We start from the raw sequence: 21,732 nt of genomic DNA, 5'->3' as shown, positions 1-21,732 counted from the left end.
GTGCCTCGCGGGGGCGGGGAGCAGAGTCGGGGTATGCAGATGCGGGTCGGCGCCGCCGCCATCACACGGATCACCGAGCGGGAACACTGGGCGTTCGCGCCCACGGAGCTGTTCCCGGAGATCACCGAGGCCGAAGCCGGGAGGACGCGGTCGCGGTACGCGCCCACCTCCGTGGATCCCTCGAGCGGCGAACTCGTGCTGGCGATCCACACGTACGTGATCCGGCTCGGCGGGCAGGTCATCGTCGTGGATCCCGGCAACGGCAACCACAAGGAGCGCCCGAACCTGCCGGCGCACCACCACTTCGCGACCGACTACCCGGACCGGTTCGCCGCCGCCGGTTTCGACCCCGCGGAGGTCGGCCTGGTGGTGAGCACCCACCTGCATCCCGACCACTGCGGCTGGAACACGACGCTCGTGGACGGCCGGTGGGTGCCGACCTTCCCGAACGCGACGCACGTGTTCTTCGACGAGGAGCTCGCGTTCGTGGAGTCGCTGGCCGCGCAGGGGGTGAGCGATTTCCCGGCGCTCTACGAAGACAGCGTCCAGCCGGTCCTCGGCCGCGCCCGCCGTCTGTCGCTGGCCTCGGAGCAGGTGCTGGCTTCGTGGGACGGTACGGAGGTCGTGGCGGTCGCGGCGCCCGGCCACACCCCGGGACACTGCGTCATCGAGATCCGGGGCCGGGAACGGGCCGTGATCAGCGGCGACGTCATCCACCACCCGGTCCAGCTGGAGCTGCCGGACCTCAGCCAGGCCGGCGACAGCGACCGCTCGCAGGCCCGCCGGACGCGCGCGGCCCTGCTGGCGCGCTGCGCCGACGAGGGCATCACGCTGCTGCCCGCGCACTTCCCCGGTGGGGGGCCGGTGTCCCTCGAGCGGGACACCTCCGGTGCGCTGACCTGGCGTGGAGTGGAGGTGGTGGCATGACCGCGCTGGTCAACGAGCCGTCCGACGTCGTCCCGGAGGCGCTGGCCGGGTTCGCCCGTTGGTTCGTCGGATCAACTCGCGAAACTTTCTCGGCCGGTCACAGTTGAAGGTGACCTGGAAGAACAGGCCGTGGCACGCCGCTCAGCCGTTCCGCGACTGGAGGTCACGGGGTCGCAGGTTCAAATCCTGTCAGCCCGACCGGCAGCGGTCCGTTTACGCAGGTGGACGGGCCGCTTTCGTCTTTCCACGCGAGAACCGCCCCGGGGCATGCCACATACATGCGTGCCACAGGGGCCATTCTCTCGTTGTTCGCCCTGCTGGAGCACCGTGACGGCCCCACCGCGCGCGATCGCGAGCGGAGCGGCGGTGTGGCGGAGCATGTGCTGAGTCAGGCGCGGCCAGCGGACCGCGACGCGAGCCGTCGTTATCGAATCTCTACAGTAGGGCGCGATGCGCAAATACCTGTGGCTCGTCCCGGTGCCGTGTGCGGTCTGGCTGTTCTTCGCGGTGCAGGGGATGATGCACTACCTGCCCACGAGGCCCCAGATCGACCTCGAGGTGTACCGCTACGGCGTCCAGGCGTGGTGGGACGGCAAGGACATGTACGGCACGCTGCCGGAGGTCGCCAACGGCGCCGAGCTGCCGTTCGTGTACCCGCCGTTCGCGGCGGTGCTGTTGTCGCCGCTGGCGATGCTGCCGTGGGACGCCTCCGTGGTGACGCTGTACATCCTCAACGGCCTCGCGCTGGGCGTCACGCTCTACCTGGTCGCGCGCACGGTGCGGCCGTCGCTGGGACGGGCGGGGGGCGTCGCGGTCGCGTCGATCGGGCTGCCCGCCAGCGTGTTCCTGGAGCCGGTGAGCCAGACGTTCGGCTTCGGGCAGGTCAGCATCATCATGATGGCCCTGGTCACGGTGGACTGCCTCGCCGGGCGCACGGTGTGGCCGCGCGGGTTCGGCATCGGGCTGGCCGCGGCCATCAAACTGACACCCGCCGCGTTCATCCTGTACTTCCTGATCCGCCGGGACTTCCGCAGCGCGATCACGGCGGGCATCACGTTCGCCGTCGCGTCGGTGATCGGGTTCATCGCGGACTTCGGCGGCTCGGTCACCTACTGGTTCCAGGGCGGCCTCAGCGGCGGCGGGGTCAGCGGCACGGCCTTCGCGACGAACCAGGCCATCGAGGCCGTCATCGTCCGGACCGGCCTGACCGGCGCGGCCGAGAAGGCCGTGTGGATCGTCCTGGTGCTCGGGTTGCTGGGGCTGGTCGCGAACGCCATGCGCCGCGCCGAGCCGGCGCTCGCGCTGATGGCCAACGCCGGGCTCGCGCTGCTCGTCTCACCCACGTCGTGGTCGCACTACTACGTGTGGGTGGTCCCGGCCCTGCTGGTGATGCTGGGCATCACGATCCGGCGCGCCGAGGAGCGGTCGTGGGCCGCCGCCGCGTGGCTGGCGTGGGGCGCGCTGACGGCGGTGTTCTTCATCCTGGCGCCGTTCCACAAGCTGCCGGAGACCGACTTCCCGGTGGTGCACCGCGACTGGACGTTCCCGGAACAACTGTCCGCGGCGACCTACGTCCTGGTGGTCGTGGCGCTGCTGCTGGCGTTCGCGATCCCCCGCCGGCGGCACCCGCGACCACCCCTCGAACCAGTCATGCCCGTAGGCCGCCCCGCCGGTGCTGCCACTCCGTGACGGCCTCACACCCGGCTGCCAGCTCCGCCCGCAGCAGGGCCTCCTGCTGAGCCGCGACCTCGTCACCCAGCAACTTCGTGAGCCGGTCCAGACCGGACAGGGCCTCCCACGGAGCGCCGGGCAGCGAGCCCACTTCCGCACCTGCCGGTGGTGGCGTCAGGCATTCCTCGACGCCCGCCCGGCCCGCGGCCAGCAGCGCCGCCACCACCAGATGCGGCTGGGCGTCCGCGCCCGCGAAGCGGAACTCCAGCCGCAGCGACTCGTCGCGCCCGGCCACGCGCACCGACGACGTCCGGTCGTCGACCCCCCACCGCAGCGCGCGCGGCGAGAACGGGGCGCTGCGCAGGCGGACGTAGCTGTTCCACGTCGGCGCCCAGACCGGAGCCAGCGCCGCCGCGTCACGGAGGACCCCGGCCAAGAACGACGCCATCACCGGGGACAGCGTCGTGCCGGCACCCGGCGCGGGCTCCCCCGCCGCGGACGCGAGTGACAGGTGGACGTGGCACGAATTGCCCTGCCCGGCCTCGGGCGCCGCGAGATAGCTCGCCCGCACACCGTGCTCCGCGGCCACCGTGCGCACGACGAGCTGCTGCAGCAACGCGTCGTCGCACGCGGCCAGCGCGTCCCGGTGGCGCAGCACGATCTCGTACTGCCCCGGATGGCATTCGGCGCGCGCCGACTCCACTCCCAGACCCGAGCGGTCCAGCGCCGAGCGCAGGTCCCGCAGCAGCGGCCGCAGCCGTTCGGTTCCACCGAGCGCGTAGTCCACGCCGTGCGCGGTCAACGGCCCGTCGGCGTCCGAGAACACCATCTCGTGCTCCAGGCCCACCGAGGGCACGTACCCCAGAGCCTCCAGGGCGAGCAGCTGCTCGGTCAGCGCCTGCCGCGGCGCGGCTCTCGCGGGCTCGCCATCGGGCCATTCGACGTCGCACACGACCCCGCACAACCCGTCCGGCAACGCGGTGAGCGTCGCGAGGTCCGGGCGCATCCGCAGATCGCCGAAGCCGCGGACATACGGCGCGAGCGGGCTTTCCGGACCGGCAGGCAACGCCTCGCGCTCGATGTCCCAGGCGAACACGTACGTGCAGATCCCGTAGCCGGAGCCGAGCACCTCCTCGGCGAAGAACCGCCCGGACAGCTCGACCGCGGCGAACCGGGCGTGCGGGTCGGGCACCAGCAGCACCACCCGCGACAGATCGCCCCGCGCGACGGCCGCGCGCGTGCCACGGGCGGCCGCGGCGCGTCCAGCGAGCGTGCGCGGCCCGACCGGGCGCGGCGATCTCACCACGCCCCCGCCGGATCCGGCGCGTGCAGCGGATTCGGCACGCGCCCCCACCGCACGTCGAACTCGTCGTCCCGGTCGACCTTGTCGAACCCCTGTCCCGCCAGGTGCTCGCGGTTCAGGGTCACCCGCTCGACGTCCGGCGCGAACAGCAGGCACGCGTCGAACCGGGCCGCCACATCGGGGTTTTCCTCGCGGTACCGGCCGACGACCTCCCGCACCAGCTCCCAGAACCGCGCCCGCGGCAACGCCAGGTCGTCGAGCAGGATCTCCGCCCAGAACCGCAGCTGCCCGGAGAACACCGAACTGAACAACGACTGCGCGAGCAGGTGCGCGGGCCAGCGCAGCATCTCGCCCCCGGCCTCCGGCGCGAGCAGCCGGTAGCAGTCCAGGTCCTCGTCGAGCAGGTCGACGCCCTGCGCGAAATCCTTGATCGCGACCCGCAGCGGGCGGCCGCGGTCGTCGACCACCAGGATCAGGTTCTGGCCGTGCGGGCAGAACCCGACGCCGTACCGCAACAGCCAGTGCAGCAACGGCGTGAGCAGCAGGTCGAACACCGTGTCACACCAGCGTTGCGCACCCCAGCCCGAGCGCTCGATCAGTTCGGTGAGGACCGCACGGCCGTCCGGATCGCGGTAGGGCAACGCGGCGAACGAGATCGCCTGCTCGCCTTCGGAAAGCCGGGACAGCAACGGTTCCCGCCACAGCGCCCCCAGCGTCTCGTGGAACCGGTAGGGCAGCTCCTCGACCGTGCCGAGCACCGGGTGTTCCACGGACACGCTCGCCACCTCGCCGAGCAGTTCGAACCGGTACTTCCCGGCGAGCAGCGGATCGTCCGCACCGATCCGCTGGAGCCAGCTCGTCACGGCGGGCCCGGCCAGCGTCGCGCCCGCCGCCAGGCCGCGGTAGACGAGCGTGTTGCGCACCGACACCGCGGTCTTGACATCCCGCCGGTCCGGCCGGGACACGTTGGCCAGCGTCCGCACTGTCTGGTGTGGACGGTAGGCGTCCCGCGATTCGCCGAGGTCGACGACGAGCCCGGTCGCCAGTTCACCGGCGTAGAGGGTGCCGAGGATTTCGTCGGCCTGCCAAGGATGCACCGGCAGCCACACATACTTCGCGGGGTCAGCCAGCCGGGCGAATTCGGCGTACTGCCCGGAATCCAGCTCCTCGGCGAGCAACTTCTCCGCGGAAAGCTCGTCCACGCACCGGAAGCGGGCATGGTCGCGGTGCACCGCGAACCACCTCAGCCGCACGTCCACCCCGGCTTCCGGCGCGTACCGGGCGCGGTCACCGGCGGAGAACCCGACCCGCCCCTTGTTCAGCACCAGCCGTGGATGCCCGGTCAGATGCCCGTCGGCCAGGTTGTAGTCCATCGTGGACAGTTCAGGCGCGCTCGGCGCCCGGTGCAGGCGGGCGGCCTCGTTGGTCACCGTGGCGGTCAGCTCGGCCAGGACGTCAGCGAGGCGCAGACCGGTCAGCCCGAGGCTCTTGCGCGCGTCCACCACGAGGATCCGCGGATCGAGGGCGGGCTCGCCGTTGCGGGTCGCGGAGCCCGGGGAGACGGTCCACGACTCGAAAGCACCACGGCGCGCCCGGAATTCATACACCGCACCAGGCAGTCCCAGGCGCCACAACCGGTGTTCCCCCGGCTCTTCCGCACCGACCGGATCCGGCGAGAACAGCCCCTCGTAGGACAGTTCGCCGAGCATCTTGTGCACGACCAGCGTGCCGGCCGCGCGCCACGCCTCAGCGGAATCCACGTTCACTCCTCCAACCCGAACCGGGTGAACGCCGTGCGCGACGGCAGCCGGTAGACGGTGCGGCCACAGACCGCGTTGATGATCGAGGCCGCGCGCCACGCGGCCAGGCCGAGATCGGGCGCACCGACGCCGTGGGTGTGACTTTCGGCGTTCTGGACGAAGATCGCGCCGCCGATCTCCGGTGGGAGCCGCAACCGGTAGTCGTGTTCGACGACCGGGCGTCCGCTTCCGTCCCGCGCGACGAGGTCGGCCAGGGGCCCGAGAAGCGCGTCGAGCGACCGTTCCGCGTATCCGGTGGCGGCGACGACCGCGTCGGTCATCCAGGTCGCGGCGCTGCCCTGCTGCCGGTGCCGCAGGCCGAGCGCGATCCGGTCACCGTCCCGGCGCGCGGCGACGACCTCCACGCCGGGCGTGAGCGTGACGCCGGGCCAGCCGCCGCCGACCGAGCGGCGGTACAGCTCGTCGTGGATCTCGGCGATGGTCCCGCTGTCGATTCCCTTGTACAACTGCCATTGCTCGGGCAGCAGCCGGTCACGCTCGGGTTCGGGCAGCGCGTGGAAATACCGCGTGTAATCGGGGGTGAACTGCTCCAGCCCGAGTTTGGAGTACTCCATCGGGGCGAAGGACACCGTGCGCGTCACCCATCGCAGGCCCTCCGGTCGTTTGCGGTGGCGCAGCAGATCCAGGAAGACCTCGGCGCCGGACTGGCCCGAGCCGACCACCGTGACCGCGGGCAGCGCGAGCAGCCGCTCGCGGTGCGACAGGTATTCGGCCGAGTGGAGCACGGGCACGCCCGGATCGTGCGCGAGGCGCCGCAAGGGTTCCGGCAGTCGCGGTTCGGTTCCGATGCCCAGTACCAGGTTGCGCGCACTGACCACTTCGGACGCCGCCCGCAGGCGGAACAGGCCGTCGCGCCACTCGATCCCGGTGATCTCGGTGCCGAACACACAGGACGCCAGTCGTCGGCTGACCCACCGGCAGTAGCCGTCGTACTCGGCGCGCGGGACGTGGAAGCGTTCGGCGAAGTAGAACCGGAAGAGCCGGTCCTCCTCCCGCAGGTAGTTCAGGAAGGACAGCGCGCTGGTCGGATCGACCAGCGTCACCAGGTCGGCGAGGAAGGGCACCTGCAGGGTCACGCCGTCGAGCAGCAGACCGGGATGCCAGCGGAACTCCGGGCCGCGCTCGTACAGCGCGACGGTGAGGTCCGCGACCGGCTCGGCGAGCGCGGCCAGCGACAGGTTGACCGGGCCGATCCCGGCCCCGGCGAGGTCGACCGGGCTCACCCCGGCACCGCGCTTCCGGCCACCTCGGCCGCCAGCGCGTTCGCGGTCGTCACCACCGAGCCCAGCAGCGGCCGGTAGTCCTCGACCGTGGCGTGCGGGTGCAGCAGGGTCAGCTTGAGCCACACGCCGTCGGCCATCGTGGCCCTGCCGACGATCGCGGTGCCGGCCTCCAGCAGGGTCCGGCGCACGCGCGCGACCAGTTCGTCTCCGGTCGCGGCGGGCAGCTCGTCGGCGCGGGCGGGCCGGAACAGCACCGTGGACAGCGTCGGCGCGCCCCACAGCCGCAACGACGGGTCCGCCTCGATCGCTGACGCGACGTCGGCCGCCGTGGCGCAGCAGTGTTCGACCAGCGCGCCCATGCCGTCGATGCCGAGCGCGCGGAACGTGACGGCCATGCGGAAGGCGTCCGGGCGGCGGGACGTGCGGATGGAACGCCCCAGCAGGTCGGGCAGGCCGGCTTCGGTGTCGTCGCCGGCGTTGAGGTACTCGGCGCGCACCGACAGCGCCGCGAGATCGCTGGAGCGGCCGACGGCGAGCAGGCCCGCGGAGATCGGCTGCCAGCCGAACTTGTGGGCGTCGAGCGCGATCGAGTCGGCCTCGTCGAGCCCGTCGAGGAGGGGTTTGAGCTTCGCGCTGCACAGAGCGAGACCGCCGTAGGAGGCGTCGACGTGCAGGCGGGCGCCGTGACGACGGCACACGTCGGCGAGGTCGCGCAGCGGGTCGATCTCGCCGGTGTCGGTGGTGCCCGCGGTGGCGACCACGACGGCGGGCGCGCCGAGGGTGCGCAGGGTCTCTTCGAGTGGGGCGGGCCGCAGGCGTCCGCCATCGCAGTCGACGAGGACCGGTGCGGGCAATCCGAGCAGCCACGCCGCGCGGGCGACGCTGTGGTGGGCGTTGCGCCCGCACACCGGCCGCACCGTGGGAGCCGGTTCGCGCGCGAGCAGCAGGCCGAGGAGGTTGGATTCGGTGCCGCCGGTGGTGACGACCGCGTCCGGGGCGGGGGCCTGCGGGTAGCACAGGCGGGCGATCAGGGTGACCAGCTCGCGTTCCAGCTCGCTGGCGACGGGTGCCTGGTCCCACGAGTCCATCGACGGGTTGAGCGCACCGGCGACGACGTCGGCGGCGACGGCCACCGCGAGCGGCGGGCAGTGCAGGTGCGCCGCGCACGCCGGATCGGCCGGATCGACCGAGCCCGCGGCGAGCAGCCGGGAGAGTTCGGAAAGCGCTTGCTCGGCTCCGACGCCGGTGGGCCCCGCGAGCGGATCCGTTCCGGTCAGGGCGGCGACCCCAGCCGCGACGGCGGCCGGTCCACCCGCCGGGCCCGCAGCGCCGCGTTCCACCGTGCCCTCCGCCAACCCGTTGAGGACCAACGGGATCAGCTCGGCCAGCCGCCGGTGGCCGGCCCGCCCGCCGGCCAGGCCGGCCACTCCCCGTATCTCTTCGCGCACTCACCGCTCCTTAGGTATGCCTACGCTAAGCCACGATACGGACACCGCACGCCGCAGGCACACCCCCGGCGGGCACGTTCCTCCCAAAGTGCCTGCCCGGGGAGCTCAAGTCACGCCGCCAAACGGTGGCGTTCTACGCCACCAACGCCACGTTGGGGAAGCGTGGCCGACCGGAGGATCAGTGCGGCGCCAGCGCCTCCACCTGCCGGACCGGGTCGTCGCCCGTGGGCAGCACCGAGATCACCGGCGTGGTGAGACCGTTGTCCACATAGGACTGGACCTTCTCCCGGCACTCGTCGGCACTGCCGTGCACGATCAGGGCGTCCACGACCTCGTCCGGGATGACCTCGTTGGCCCGCTTCCGGTCGCCCGCCGCCCACGCTTCGTGCATCGGCGCGAGCGCCTCGCCGCGGCCGAGCCAGTCGTGGAACGCCGCATAGACCGGCACGGTCAGATAACTGCTGATCAGCATCCGCCCCAGACCACGCGCCGCGTCGCGGTCGGTTGTCGGGCAGACGAAGATCCGCGCAGCCAGCTCGGTGTCCGGACCGATTTCGGCGCGCACCTGACGCACGTCGTCCGGGGAAAGCCAGTTCGTGATGGCGCCGTCGGCCTCCTTCGCGGCGAGCTTGAGCATCCCGGGCCGCAACGCGGCGAGCATGATCGGCGGCGCGGGTTGCGGGGCGCGTTCCAGACGGAACTTGCTGACCGAGAACGTCTCGTAGGTCTCGGTCACCTTCTCCCCCGCCAGCGCCGCCCGCAGGAACCGCAGCGTGTCGCGGGTGCGGGCGAAGGGTTTGGTGAACTCGGCGGCGTTCCAGTTCCCGACGATCACCGGCGAGGACGCGCCGATCCCGAGCACGAACCGGCCCGGCGCGGCCTCGGCCAGCGTCGCCGCCGACATCGCCAGCAGACCCGGCCCCCGCGTGTAAACGGGCACGATCGCCGTGCCCAGCCGCAGCTCGGGCGCCCACTGCGAAGCCAGCAGCAGCGGCGAGAACGCGTCCGTGCCCGTCGTTTCGGCCGACCACGCGTCGGTGTAGCCGAGCGCGGGCAGCCGCTCGATCAGCTCACGGTGCGCGATCAGCGGCACCCCGGTCAGCGGAATCGTGATACCCCAGCGCTTCATCGCGCAGCAGCCTCCAGCTCTCGTTTGATCCAGCCGATCTGGACCTTCATCAGGTTCTCCGCGACCTCTTCGGCCTGCGGTGTCATGTGCGTCGCCCCGGCCAGGGGCAGGAACACGTGCGGGCGCCCCGCGGCCAGCAGCTCGGAGGACAACCGCAGCGCGTGCGCCACGAACACGTTGTCGTCGGCCAGGCCGTGCACGATGAGCAACGCCCGGCGCAGCTCCGGCGCGCTCGCGATCAGCGAGTTGCGCTCGTAGGACTCCGGCTCCTCGCCGGGAACGCCCAGGTAGCGCTCGGTGTAGTGGGTGTCGTAGAGAGACCAGTCGGTGACCGGCGCGCCCGCGACCGCCGCGTGGAACACGTCCGGGCGGCGCAGCACCGCCAGCGCGGACAGGTACCCGCCGTAGGACCAGCCGCGGATCGCGACCCGGCCCAGGTCCAGCTCGGGATGCTCGGCGGCGACCGCGTGCAGCGCGTCCACCTGGTCCGTCAACGTCACCTCGGCCAGTTCGCGCACGATCGCCTTCTCCCACGCCGGACCCCGGCCCGGGGTGCCACGGCCGTCCGCGACCAGGACCGCGAACCCCTGGTCGGCCAGCCACTGCGAGGTGAGGAACGCGTTGCGGCTCTGCAGGACCCGCTGCGCGTGCGGACCGCCATAGGGGTCGAGCAGGACGGGCAGCTTGCCGTCTTCCGGCCGGTACCCGGTGGGCAACAGCAACGCGGCGCGCAGCCCGCGCTCGCCGACCGTCAGCCATTCCGGAGCGGGTTCGAGGCCCGGGTCGGCCGGGTAGGACTCGACCGTCGCGACCGGTTCACCGTCACGCAGCACGCTGACCTTCGGGCCGGCGTGACGCAGGCTCCACGACGACAGCACGGTGACCTCGGCGGTGCCCGCGCCGATGTGCACGCCGTCGGTCGCGGACAGCCGGGTCACGCCCCCGGCGCCGGTGCGGTAGACGTGGATCTGCGTCGGGTCGTCCGCGGAGGCGCTGAACAGCACCTCGGCGCCGACGTGCAGCACCGAGCGCACCTGCAGGCCCGAGCCGGTGACGGGCTCACCGTCGATCACCAGCCGGTGGCTGCCGTCGGCCGCGCTGACGTGCACGAGCCGGCCGTCGCTCGTCCAGGCGGGCACGCCCTGGACGACCTCGACCCAGTGCTCGTCGGTCTCGGTGTGCAGGAGTTTCGTGGAGCCGTCCACGGGGTCGATCGCGTAGATCGCGAGTTCACGCTGGTCACGCGGCTGCACGGCGATCAGCGGCGGGCCGCCCGCCGACCAGTGCACCGCGACGAGGTACTCCCAGTCGTCACGCTCGACGTCCACGCGCAGCCCGTCGAGACCGACGAGCGACAGCGAAACGCCGACGTTCGTGGTGCCCGCGGCCGGATAGGCGACCGTGGTGGGGGCCGCGTCCGGGTGCGCGGGGTCGGAGATCGTCCAGCGCGGCACGCCGGAGCGGTCGGTGCGCTCGACGAGCACGCTCGTGCCCTCCGGCGACCACCAGTAGCCGCGGGCACGGCCCAGTTCCTCGGCCGCGATGAACTCCGCGAGTCCCCAGGCGATGTCGTCGCCGTCCTCGCCGATGAGGACCTCGTCGGTGCCACTGGCGAGGTCGATGACGCGCAGCCTGCGGTCCCGGACGTAGGCGACGTGCGTGCCGGCCGGGTTGGGCCGGGGGTCGACGACGGAGGTGCCGACGCGTTCGGTCACCTCGCGCGTGGCCAGGTCGACGGTGTAAAGCTTGCCGGACAGGGAGAACGCGGCCAGGCGGAACTCGTCGTCGACGGCGTAGCCGACCACGCCGCCCGCGCTCTCCCGCGCGCGCTCCCGGCGGGCCCGCTCTTCCGGCGGCAGCTCCTCCTCGCCGGGCAGCAACTCGGCCGCGTCGACGATCTTGGTCTCGGTCCCCTTCCCCAGGTCCAGTTCCCACAGGCTGTTGCGCCGGTCGGTGCCGGACTCCGCACGCAGGAACAGCAGGCGCGTCCCGTCCGGCGAAACCCGGAACTCGCGTGGGGTGCCGAGGGTGAAGCGCTGGGTGCGGGCCTGCTGGCGAAGGAAGGAGAGCTCGTCGGTCACGCCTCGCACTCTGTCAAACCAGCACCACTCTTGGCGAGCCATCGAAGCGGCCGCGCTCCCGGCGCAACGAACCACCGAAAGAACGAGCAAGCCCGCAACGATTCGCCCGTCGCAGCAATGATCAGCGGATGATTCTGGCCTCGGACTGCCCTTAGCCTGGAGGCATGACGACCTCCGCGGCCGAGTTCATCGCGCTCGACGAGCGCTGGAGCACGCACAACTACCACCCGCTGCCCGTCGTGATCGCCGAAGCCGAAGGCTCCTGGGTGATCGACGTCGAGGGCAACCGGTACCTGGACTTCCTGTCGGCGTACTCGGCGCTCAACTTCGGCCACCGGCACCCGGCCCTGGTCGCCGCGGCGCGTGACCAGCTGGACCGGGTGACGTTGACCTCACGCGCGTTCCACCACGACCAGCTGGGCCCGTTCTGCCGGGAACTGGCCGAGCTGACCGGCACCGAGATGGTGCTGCCGATGAACTCCGGCGCCGAGGCGGTGGAGTCGGCGTTGAAGATCGCGCGGAGGTGGGCCTACGAGGTCAAGGGGGTGCCGGACGGGCGTGCCGAGATCGTGGTCGCCGGGTCGAACTTCCACGGCCGCACCACGACGATCATCTCGTTCTCCACCGACGAATCCGCGCGCGCCGGGTTCGGCCCCTACACGCCGGGTTTCACGGTCGTGAAGTACGGCGACGCCGCGGCCCTGCGCGACGCGATCACCGAGCACACCGCTGCGGTCCTGCTGGAGCCGATCCAGGGTGAGGCCGGGGTGCTCATGCCCCCGGAGGGCTACCTGGCCGAGGCGCGCCGGCTGTGCGACGAGGCCGGGGCGCTGCTGATCGCCGACGAGATCCAGTCCGGCCTCGGCCGCACCGGCACGCTGCTGGCGCTGGAGCCGACCGGGGTGCGCGCGGACCTGTACACGCTGGGCAAGGCGCTGGGCGGCGGGATCCTGCCGCTGTCGGCCGTGGTCGGGCGGCAGGATGTGCTGGGAGTCCTGAAGCCGGGCGAGCACGGCTCCACCTTCGGCGGCAACCCGCTGGCCTGCGCGGTCGGCCGGGCCGTGATCAAGCTGCTGTCGACGGGCGAGTTCCAGGCACGATCGGTGGAGCTGGGGGCCCGGATGCACGCGCGGCTGGGTTCGCTCGTGGGCCACGGCCTCGCGGAGGTCCGGGGGCGCGGTCTGTGGGCGGGCATCGACATCACCCCCGGCGGCCTCAGCGGCCGCGAAGCGTGCGAGGCGCTGGCAGCCAAGGGCTTGCTGGCCAAAGAAACCCACGGCGCGACGCTCCGCTTGGCACCGCCGCTGACGATCTCGGAGGCGGATCTGGACCACGGCCTCGACATCCTGGCCGAGGTCCTGACCCGCTGACGGAGCTCCCCAGCACGCCAGCCGGCACCCGGCAACGCAAGCCGCCCACGTACCAACCACACCCCGACCCGATCCCCAGGCCAGCTCGATGAGAAGAGGGGCAGGTGGGGGCCGCCCAGCCACGCGCGCAGCGCGAAAACCCGCGTAGCGCCAACCCCGAGAAACCACCACAGCCTCCCGTACGTTGAGCAGGCAACGGAGGGAGCAGGGGATGGAACGCGCACTGGTACCGGGCGAGCTGAGCGACCCGGACGAACTCCACCAGAAGGGCCGTGAGCTGGGCGAACGCACACCGCCGAGTGCACACGGCCACGCCGCGAGGAACGAGCGCCGGCCGTCGGTCACCGAGTTCGTCGAGGCCAGCAACGAGGGGCGCCTCCAGGAGCTCATCCCCCTGCGGATCGGGCGCATGGTGGCGTCGCCGTTCTCGTTCTTCCGCGGGGCGGCCGGGCTGATGGCCGCGGACCTCGACGGGACCCCGCACAGTGGACTGTCCGCGCAGATCTGCGGTGACGCGCACGCCGCCAACTTCGGCCTGTACGGTACGCCGGACGGGCAGATCGTGATGGACATCAACGATTTCGACGAGACCGTCCGCGGCCCCTGGGAGTGGGATCTCAAGCGCCTGGCCGCGAGCCTGGTGCTGGCCGGGCGCGAGGGTGGCGTGTCCGAAGAGGACTGCCGGGACGCTGCCGAGGACGCGGTGAAGTCGTACCGGCGCGTGGTGCGGCGGCTCGGGGAGGCGTCGTTCCTGCGGTCGTGGAACGCGCTCGGCGACGAGGACTCGCTGTCGAAGGTCAAGGCCGACGACCTCTCCGACGAGTTCGGCGAAGCCGCCGAAAAGGCGCGCCGCAACACCAGCGCCCGCGTCTCCGCCAAGTGGACCGAACGCATCGACGACCACTCCACCGGCCTGAGTCACCACCGGTTCGTCGAGGACCCGCCGGTGCTGCGCCATGTCGACGAAGCGACCGCGAACGCCGTCGCCGACGGGCTGGTGTCCTATGTGCACACCCTGCGCGAGTCGCGGCGCACCCTGATCGCCCGCTACCGGATCGCCGACATCGCCTTCCGCGTCGTCGGCACGGGCAGCGTCGGCCTGCGCAGCTACGTCGTGCTGCTGCACGGCAACACCGACGAAGACCTGGTGCTGCACGTCAAAGAGGCCCGGCCCTCCGCGCTCACCCCGTTCGTGCCGGGGCACCGCGGCGAGCACGAAGGACAGCGGATCGTGCACGGCGCCCGGCTCGTGCAGGCCGAGACCGACATCCTGCTCGGCTGGACCACCATCGGCGGCCGTCCGTTCATCGTGCGCCAGTTCCGCAACATGAAGGGCGCCATCGAGCCGACCGAACTGGGCGGCAAGGACCTCGACGACTACGGCCGCCTCGCCGGCGCGCTGCTCGCCCGCGCGCACATCCGCTCGGTCCACCCGCGGCTGCTGGCGGGATACTTCGACGGTGACGACCAGCTCGACGAGGCCATCGGCCGCTACGCGGTGCGCTACGCCGACCAGACCGAGTCCGACCACGCCGAACTGGTCACGGCGGTCAAGAACGGCCGCTTCCCCGCGAATACGGAGTGACGCGTGAAGTGGGCCGTCGCGGCGGCCTGCCTGGTGATCGCCGTCGCCGTCGGCGTCCCCTTCGCCGGGGACAGGACGGCGAGCGGGATCGACGCGACGATCACCGGCTGGATCGACCAGGTCCTGGGCGGCCGGGCGGCGCTGCTGCGGTTGATGGTGCTGCCCACCGAACCGGTCGTGCTGTTGCCGCTGCTCGCGATCGTCGTGGGCGCCTGCGTGCTCGGCCGCCGCTGGGACGGCGTCGCGCTCGCGGTGCTGGGCGTGGCGGTGCCGGTCGCGCTCAACACCTGGGTCCTCAAGCCGCTGTTCGACCGGATGAAGTCCGGCTACCTCGCCTACCCGAGCGGGCACACCGTCAGCATGGTCGCCACGCTCACCGTGCTCGTCCTGCTCGCCCGCCCCGGTACGGCGAAAACCGTCACCGCCGCCCTGAGCACGGCAATTCTCGTGATCGCCGGGACCGGGCTGGTCGGCTCGGGCTACCACTACCCCACCGACGTGCTGGGCGGCGCCTGCTTCGCGGTCGCGGTGGTGCTGGCGCTCAGCTCACCGACGCGGCGTCTCGCGCCAGCGCCGTCAGACGGCTCACCGCCCGCAGGTACTTCTTCCGGTAGCCCCCCTGCATCATCTCGTCGGTGAACAGCGCGGACAGCGGCTCACCGGAGACGACCACCGGGATGGCCCGGTCGTAGAGCCGGTCGGCGAAGGCGACCAGCCGCAGCGCCACGTTCTGGTCCGGCGCCGGGCGAACGTCACGGATGTGCACCACGGAAACCCCGTCGACCAGGCGCCCGTAGCGGGACGGGTGCAGCTTCGCCAGGTGCTCGCACAGCGCGCCGAAGTCGTCCAGGGTCGAGCCCTCGCGCGTGTCCGCGGACTCGACCAGCGTCTGCTCGTCCACCGGTGGCGGCGCGTCCGGCAGGCCGCGGTGCCGGTAGTCCGGCCCGTCGACCCGCACCACGGCGAACCGCGACGACAGCGACTGGATCTCACGCAGGAAGTCCTCGGCCGCGAACCGGCCTTCGCCGAGCTTGTCCGGCAACGTGTTCGAGGTGGCCGCGACGTACACGCCCGCGTCGGTCAGCTCCCGCAGCAGCCGCGTGACCAGCATCGTGTCGCCGGGGTCGTCGAGCTCGAACTCGTCGATCGCCAGCAGCCGGTGCTCCGACAGCCGCCGCACCGCCTCGCCGAACCCGAGCGCGCCGACCAGGTGGGTCAGCTCGACGAACGTGCCGTACGCCTTGGGTGAGGGCGCATCGTGCCAGGTCGAGGCGAGCAGGTGGGTCTTGCCGACACCGAACCCGCCGTCCAGGTAGAGACCCTGCTTGCCCGGTTCGGGCGCGGAACCGCCGCCGAACAGCGACCGCAGCTTCGACTTCTTCGGCACGCTGTCCTCGATGCGCGCCGCGAACGCCGAGCACTCCTCGACGGCGCGGGACTGGCTCGGCTCGTCCGGGTTCGGCACGTACGTGGAGAACCGCACGGCGCCGAAGCGCGGCGGCGGCACGAGCGCGGCGATCAGCTCGTCCGCTCCCAGCTCGGGCTGCCGGTCGGTGAGGTGCGCGGGCATCTCAGAAGAGTAACCGCGGCGCGCAGCGCCACCGTTGAGGGTGGTGGTGGGCGACGGGTGGGCGTATCGGTGACGCCACGATCGGCCCCGGTGGCGGCCGCGTGATGTGATGGAGATCGTGCGCAGCCTGTGGCCCGAAACCCTCGACGACGTGACCGACGACGACCTGGACCGGATCTACGGCTACCCGGACAACCTCGACCGGCCGTTCGTCCAGGCGAACTTCACCTCCTCCGCCGACGGCGCCTCCACAGTAAAAGGCCGCTCCGAGGGCCTGTCCGGCCCCGCGGACAAGCGGATCTTCTTCCACGGCCGTCTGCTGGCCGATGTCGTGCTCGCCGGCGCGGGCACCGTGCGCGCCGAGAACTACCGCGGCGCCCGAACGTCTCCGGAGCGCCGCGAAACCCGCGAGCGGCTCGGCCTCGCCGAAATCCCGCCGATCGCCGTCGTCACCGGCAGCGCGCGCCTGGACCCGGAAGCGCCGCTGTTCACCGACACCCAGGTGCCGCCGATCATCATCACCACCGAGCACGCGCCCGCCGACCGCCGGACGGCACTCGCCGAAGCGGGCGCGGACCTCCTGCTGGCCGGCGAGGAGACCATCGACCTGCGGCGGGCGCTGGACGGGCTGGCCGAGCGCGGTCTCAAGCGGGTCAACTGCGAGGGCGGGCCGCACCTGTTCGGCGAGCTGGTGGCCGAGGACCTGGTCGACCAGCTGTGCGTGACGGTCGCGCCGCTGCTCGCGGGCGGCGGCGCGGACCGCATCGCGATCGGCCGGATGGCGAGCGGGGCCCGCGAGATGGATCTGGCATCGATCCTGGTCGAAGACGGTTTCACGATGCTGCGGTATCGCCGTCGCGTCTCTAGGGTGAGCTGATGCTGCCGCTGACCCCGCCGATCCAGCCGATGCTGGCGAAACCGGCGAAGTCGATCCCGGACTCCGACGAGCTGCTGTTCGAGCCGAAGTGGGACGGGTTCCGCTGTCTCGTCTTCCGCGACGGCGACGAGCTGACCCTCCAGTCACGTGCCGGGAAACCGCTCGACCGGTACTTCCCGGAGGTCCTGGCGCGGTTGCCGGAGCTGCTGCCCGAGCGCGTCGTGCTGGACGGCGAACTCGTCGTCGGCCGCGAGGGGCACCTCGACTTCGACGCGCTGACCGAGCGGATTCACCCCGCCGAATCCCGCGTCCGGCTGCTCGCGGAGCGGACCCCGGCCACGTTCGTCGCGTTCGACCTGCTCGCGCTCGGCGACGACGCGTTCCTGGACGAGCCGACGAAGGCGCGCCGGGACCGGCTGGCGGACCTGGCGGGCAACGGCCTCAACATCACTCCCGCGACCACCGATCCGGAGACCGCCCGGCACTGGTTCGAGCTGTTCGAGGGCGCCGGGCTGGACGGTGTCATCGGCAAACCGCTGGACGCCGGGTACGAGCCGGGCAAGCGGATCATGATCAAGTACAAGCACTCGCGCACCGCCGACTGCGTGGTGGCCGGGCTGCGCTGGCACAAGGACTCCACGCCGGGCGAGGCCGTCGGATCGCTGCTGCTGGGGCTCTACGACGAGAACGGCGTGCTGCACCACCCCGGCGTCGTCGGGTCGTTCCCGGCGAAGCGGCGCCGGGAGCTGGCCGAAGAGTTCGCCGGGCTGATCACCGACGGGACCGGGCACCCGTGGCTGGAGGGCACCGTCGAGGGCCAGCGCCTGCCCGGCGGCATCACGCGGTGGCGCTCCACCGAACAGCCGTGGGTGCCGCTGCGGCCCGAGCGGGTGGTCGAGGTCGCCTACGAGCACACCGAGGGCGGGCACCCGTCGCGGTTCCGGCACACCGCGCAGTTCGTGCGCTGGCGCCCGGACCGCGAACCGGGTTCGTGCGACTACGCTCAGCTCGACGAGGTCGCGCGGTACGACCTCGGTGCCGTCTTCCACGGCGAGGTCAAGCGCACCCGCTGAAACCGGGACAGGGGGATTTCCGTGGGCCGGTTCTGGCGCCGGACGTGGCCGTTCTTCGTGCCGCTCGCGGTCATCAGCGGACTCGGGGCGCTGGTGCTGTGGGTCTACGGCGGGTTCGAGCCGCGCCCGCGCGCGTCACCCGACCCGCCTGCTCATCCCTGCGCGACGGATTCCGCCGTCGCGGCGGCCGTGGTGCCGAACCAGCTCGCCGGGACCGCGCGGCCCTACACCGGTCCGGGACCGCACCAGGTCCTCGTCGTCTCGCAGCACGAGACCAGTGGCGGGCCGGGCGGGCCGTGGTGGGACGAGGCGGCGCTGCCCCCGGAGTGGCAGCCCCCCGACGGCAGCACGCTCGAAGCGCAGGTGCCGCTGGTGCTGTGCGAGTACGGCACCCGGCTGGGCCAGGGCATCGACCGGTGCGACTACGGGCCCGGCTCGCTGTCCGGATCGCTGCTGACCACCACGGACCAGCCGCGGACGGTGCAGCACAGCATCGCGCTGGAAAACGCCGAATACCACTACCGCCTGTACGAGGCGCGGACCGGAACGCTGCTGGACGAGTTCACGCTCGGCAGCGCCGGCCCCTGCGCGTTCACCGTCTCGGTGGCCGACGACGTGTGGCCGGTGTCGATCGTGCAGAGGCCGGACTCCGCGGCCCTGGAAAGCCGGCTCCGGCCGTTCGTCGACGCGAGCCGGTGACCCGCTCACCACGGGCACACCGGGTTCGTGCGAACCTCGACGAGGACAAGCACCAGAGGGGAAAGAGGAACGTCGTGGCGCGCCGTGGTGTCGTGCTCGCTGTACTGCTGCCGGCCCTGATCGCCGGCTGCACGGCGGGGCCGTCGAAACGACCGCCGGTCGTGGAGAACGACCAGCCGGCCTCCGCCGCGCCCACCAGCACGACGGCCGAGGTGCCGCTGCCCCCGCTGACCGAGCCCCGCTCCCCCGGTGTGGACTGGACCGACTGCGACCAGCAGACCCGCACCCGGCTCGGCGCCGAGTCGCCGGCCTACCTGCGGTTCAGCTGCGCGACCGTGCTGTCCACACTGGACGATCCGGCCCTGCCCGGGCGCATCCGGACCCGCGTGTCCGTGCTCAAGGCGGGCAACGGGGCCATCCCGCTCGTCGTGGTCAACGACGTCGACGGCGAACCGGGCACCCTCTACGCGGCCCGGATCGCGGCGACCCTGCCGCCCGCGCTGCTGCAGCGGTACTCGCTGATCGGGGTCGACCGGCGCGGCACCGGCGAATCGGACCCCCTCTCGTGTGTCCCCGAGGACACCCGCAGTCAGCTGATGGGCCAGGACCCGGCCGACGACGACCTCGAACCGCTGCTCGACGCCGCCCGCAAGGCCGGACAGCAGTGCGCGATCGACCTCGGCGGCGCCCAGCAGGCGTTCGACAGCTGGCGCACGGCGGGCGATCTGGAGGAGATCCGCGGCAGGCTCGGCGTGCCGAAGCTGCACGCACTCGCGCACGGCGAGGGCTCGCAGGTGCTGATCTCCTACGCGGCGCGGTTCCCGGACCGGGTCGGGCGCTTCGTGATGGACGGCGTGCCGGACCCGTCGAGCGACACGGTGACGGTGCTCGGCGACCTCGCCGCCGCGCAGGAGGCCACGCTCGACGCCTACGGGAAGGCGGTCGGCCAGGACGCGGCGGCCACGGTGAACGCGGTGCTGGATCTCCTCCGCCCGGCGCCGCGGGTCCTGCCCGGCGGCGGCCTGTTCGGGGCGGGCACGGCACTGCGGGCCGTGGTCACCGGGCTCGCCGACCGTGCCCGGTGGCCCCAGCTGGCGCAGGCGCTCGAAGCCGGACGGTCCGGGGACGTCAGCGGGCTGGCCGAATTCGTGTCACCGATGATGAACGGCTCGGACGTCTCGCCCTCCCGCCTGGACGGGGCACTGGCGACCGAGTGCAACGACACGGTGGAGCGCATGCCCGCCGACCAGATCGCCGGGCTGACCGCGCAGCTGCGCGGCCGCTACCCGGTGTTCGGCGGGCTGGTGACGCAGCAGCTGGCATGGTGCCTGCCGTGGCCGGCGCGCACCGAGTCGCTGCCCACGCTGAGCACGTCCGGTCTGCCGCCGATCCTGGTCACCAGCACGCTGACCGATCCGGTCACCCCGGAAACCGGCACGGTCCGCGCGGTGCAGCAGATCCCCAGCGCGGTCCGGGTCGCGTGGCAGGGCGCCGGGCACGGAGCGCTGACATCGCCGTGCGCGGCCGAAGCGGTCCGGGCCTTCCTCGTCGACGGCGACATCCCCGCGGACGGCACCCTCTGCCCCGCTTAGGGGAGCCGTCACGGCTTCCGACTAGGCTTGTCCTCCATCCGCCGGACCACTGAGTACTGGGAGTAACTGTGCCGTCATCCGCGGTCGAGACGCCGGCTGTGCGGCCGGCGCCCCGGGGCAGCGTTCGGCGACCGATTCCCTGGCCCGCCTTCTGGCCCGTCACGGTGCTCGGCGCGGTGGCCGGGTTCTTCTACGTCAAACAGGTGCTCGCCCAGCTACCGGTGCTGATGCACCTGCTGGACCTCGGCGTGTACCGCATCGCGGGCGAACGCGTCCTGCACGGCGTGTCCGTCTACGACACCCCGCTGCTGGGCAACGTCCGCGGTGAGTGGGAGTTCGTCTACACGCCGTTCTCCGCGCTGCTGTTCACGCCGCTCGCCCCGCTGAAGGGTGATTCGTTCACGTGGGTGGGCGCGCTGGGTGACTATGCGATGCTGGTCGTCGGCGTGTGGGCGGCCCTGTCGCTGCTGCGGTTCCGGCGCGATCTGCGGCTCGTGCTGTTCAGCCTGCCGGTCGCCGCGCTGCTCATGTGGTGCGAACCGATCCGCGAGACGATGGCGTTCGGCCAGGTCAACATCCTGCTCATGACGCTGGTGCTGCTGGACGTGGCGCTGCCCGATTCGTCGAAGGTCAAGGGCGTCCTGATCGGCATCGCGGCCGGGATCAAGCTGACCCCGGCGTTCTTCGTGCTGTACCTGCTGGTCACGCGCCGCTACCGGGCCGCGATCGTCTCGGGCGTCGCGTTCGTGGTGACCGTGGCCGTCGGGTTCGCCTTCCTGTGGCACGACTCGGCGACGTTCTGGTCCGGCGCGTTCTTCGACCCCACCCGGGTCGGTGTGCCGGAGAACCCGTCGAACGAGTCGCTGCGCGGGTTCTTCGCGCGGACGATCGACGTCACGGGCGGGATGCAGATCGTGTGGGCGCTGGCCGCCGTCGCGACCGCCGTGGTGTGCCTGCTGCTCGCCCGCCGCCTCGCCGCGCGCGGTGAGGAACTGATCGCGGTGACCCTGTGCGGGATGGGGATGACCGCGGTGTCGCCGTACAGCTGGGTGCATCACTGGGTGTGGCTGGCGATGCTGCTGCTCTGCCTGGGCAACCTCGCGCTGCGCGGGTCGGTGCTGGGCTGGATCGGCCTGCTCGGCGCCGGGCTCGTGACCTCCGGCGGCGTGCTGGAGCTGCTCGGTTTCGATGCGGGCACGGTGCTGGACTTCAAACCGGCGGGCCTGGAGTGGCTCTTCCAGAACGGCTACCTCTGGCTCACCTACGCGGTGTTCCTCGCGGTCGCGCTGTACTACCGGACCCCGAAGGACCCCGCCGCACTGCCCGCGGACACCACCCGGCCAGCCTGACGCCCCTCCCGCTCG

At 72.1% G+C, this 21,732-nt stretch carries 17 protein-coding genes and 1 tRNA gene; 11 read left to right on the top strand and 7 right to left on the bottom strand.

Features of this window, described 5'->3' with window-relative positions; genetic code table 11:
• Window positions 1-33: 33 nt before the first annotated feature.
• From HNR02_RS20035 to HNR02_RS20025, 3 genes are all read left to right on the top strand, one after another.
• Window positions 34-927 (top strand): MBL fold metallo-hydrolase, encoded by an 894-nt coding sequence (locus HNR02_RS20035; protein WP_179774672.1) that lies wholly within the window; start codon window positions 34-36, stop codon window positions 925-927.
• Between the two features lie 123 nt (window positions 928-1,050).
• A tRNA-Ser gene (locus tag HNR02_RS20030) sits at window positions 1,051-1,125 on the top strand.
• 252 nt (window positions 1,126-1,377) lie between these two features.
• Window positions 1,378-2,616, top strand: a complete 1,239-nt coding sequence (locus HNR02_RS20025) for a glycosyltransferase family 87 protein (protein ID WP_179774671.1) — start codon at window positions 1,378-1,380, stop codon at window positions 2,614-2,616.
• Here the strand turns inward: HNR02_RS20025 and HNR02_RS20020 are convergent.
• The 6 genes from HNR02_RS20020 to HNR02_RS19995 all read right to left on the bottom strand — a co-directional run bounded on the left by HNR02_RS20020 (window position 2,576) and on the right by HNR02_RS19995 (window position 11,644).
• Window positions 2,576-3,904 (bottom strand): type I glutamate--ammonia ligase, encoded by a 1,329-nt coding sequence (locus HNR02_RS20020; RefSeq protein ID WP_312861058.1) that lies wholly within the window; start codon window positions 3,902-3,904, stop codon window positions 2,576-2,578. The two genes, HNR02_RS20025 and HNR02_RS20020, sit on opposite strands and share 41 nt — an antisense overlap.
• On the bottom strand, window positions 3,898-5,610 hold the full coding sequence (locus HNR02_RS20015; protein WP_218914051.1) for an IucA/IucC family protein: 1,713 nt from the start codon (window positions 5,608-5,610) through the stop codon (window positions 3,898-3,900). Before HNR02_RS20015 ends, HNR02_RS20020 begins: the two co-directional genes overlap by 7 nt.
• Before the next feature lie 53 nt (window positions 5,611-5,663).
• Entirely contained in the window at window positions 5,664-6,944 is a 1,281-nt protein-coding gene (locus tag HNR02_RS20010; protein WP_179774668.1) for a lysine N(6)-hydroxylase/L-ornithine N(5)-oxygenase family protein, read from the bottom strand.
• Complete coding sequence (locus HNR02_RS20005; RefSeq protein ID WP_312861057.1) at window positions 6,941-8,392, bottom strand: pyridoxal-dependent decarboxylase; 1,452 nt, start codon at window positions 8,390-8,392, stop codon at window positions 6,941-6,943. The genes HNR02_RS20010 and HNR02_RS20005 overlap by 4 nt, the downstream gene beginning before the upstream one ends.
• Before the next feature lie 178 nt (window positions 8,393-8,570).
• A complete protein-coding gene (locus HNR02_RS20000; protein WP_179774667.1) occupies window positions 8,571-9,521 on the bottom strand; it encodes an LLM class F420-dependent oxidoreductase in 951 nt (316 codons plus the stop codon).
• A complete protein-coding gene (locus HNR02_RS19995) occupies window positions 9,518-11,644 on the bottom strand; it encodes a S9 family peptidase (protein ID WP_179774666.1) in 2,127 nt (708 codons plus the stop codon). The genes HNR02_RS20000 and HNR02_RS19995 overlap by 4 nt, the downstream gene beginning before the upstream one ends.
• A gap of 122 nt (window positions 11,645-11,766) precedes the next feature.
• On the opposite strand from HNR02_RS19995, the gene rocD reads away from it, so the two are divergent.
• The 3 genes from rocD (at window position 11,767) to HNR02_RS19980 (ending at window position 15,196) form a co-directional block, all read left to right on the top strand.
• Window positions 11,767-12,972: an ornithine--oxo-acid transaminase gene (gene rocD, locus HNR02_RS19990; RefSeq protein WP_179774665.1), complete on the top strand. Its 1,206-nt coding sequence runs from the start codon at window positions 11,767-11,769 to the stop codon at window positions 12,970-12,972.
• A 211-nt stretch (window positions 12,973-13,183) separates the two neighbouring features.
• Window positions 13,184-14,557, top strand: a complete 1,374-nt coding sequence (locus HNR02_RS19985) for a DUF2252 domain-containing protein (protein ID WP_179774664.1) — start codon at window positions 13,184-13,186, stop codon at window positions 14,555-14,557.
• 3 nt (window positions 14,558-14,560) lie between these two features.
• Entirely contained in the window at window positions 14,561-15,196 is a 636-nt protein-coding gene (locus tag HNR02_RS19980; protein WP_179774663.1) for a phosphatase PAP2 family protein, read from the top strand.
• Here HNR02_RS19980 and zapE read toward each other — a convergent pair.
• Window positions 15,099-16,127 (bottom strand): cell division protein ZapE, encoded by a 1,029-nt coding sequence (gene zapE, locus HNR02_RS19975; RefSeq protein WP_179774662.1) that lies wholly within the window; start codon window positions 16,125-16,127, stop codon window positions 15,099-15,101. The genes HNR02_RS19980 and zapE overlap by 98 nt on opposite strands.
• Window positions 16,128-16,236: 109 nt before the next feature.
• On the opposite strand from zapE, the gene HNR02_RS19970 reads away from it, so the two are divergent.
• The 5 genes from HNR02_RS19970 (at window position 16,237) to HNR02_RS19950 (ending at window position 21,717) form a co-directional block, all read left to right on the top strand.
• Window positions 16,237-17,004, top strand: coding sequence for a pyrimidine reductase family protein (locus HNR02_RS19970; protein WP_179774661.1), 768 nt, complete (start codon window positions 16,237-16,239; stop codon window positions 17,002-17,004).
• The gene (locus HNR02_RS19965; RefSeq protein ID WP_179774660.1) at window positions 17,004-18,077 is read left to right on the top strand and encodes an ATP-dependent DNA ligase; all 1,074 of its coding nucleotides are present in this window, start codon (window positions 17,004-17,006) and stop codon (window positions 18,075-18,077) included. Before HNR02_RS19970 ends, HNR02_RS19965 begins: the two co-directional genes overlap by 1 nt.
• Before the next feature lie 21 nt (window positions 18,078-18,098).
• A complete protein-coding gene (locus HNR02_RS19960) occupies window positions 18,099-18,776 on the top strand; it encodes a hypothetical protein (RefSeq protein WP_179774659.1) in 678 nt (225 codons plus the stop codon).
• A 74-nt stretch (window positions 18,777-18,850) separates the two neighbouring features.
• Window positions 18,851-20,368 carry an alpha/beta fold hydrolase gene (locus tag HNR02_RS19955; RefSeq protein WP_179774658.1) on the top strand — a complete coding sequence of 506 codons (1,518 nt, stop codon included), beginning with the start codon at window positions 18,851-18,853 and terminating at the stop codon, window positions 20,366-20,368.
• Between the two features lie 164 nt (window positions 20,369-20,532).
• On the top strand, window positions 20,533-21,717 hold the full coding sequence (locus HNR02_RS19950; RefSeq protein ID WP_312861056.1) for a glycosyltransferase 87 family protein: 1,185 nt from the start codon (window positions 20,533-20,535) through the stop codon (window positions 21,715-21,717).
• The last annotated feature ends 15 nt before the right edge of the window (window positions 21,718-21,732 follow it).

This window comes from Amycolatopsis endophytica, from assembly GCF_013410405.1.
GTDB lineage: Bacteria > Actinomycetota > Actinomycetes > Mycobacteriales > Pseudonocardiaceae > Amycolatopsis_E > Amycolatopsis_E endophytica.
The sequence above is the reverse complement of the archived record's forward strand: the minus strand, read 5'-3'. Positions and strand labels throughout refer to the sequence as shown.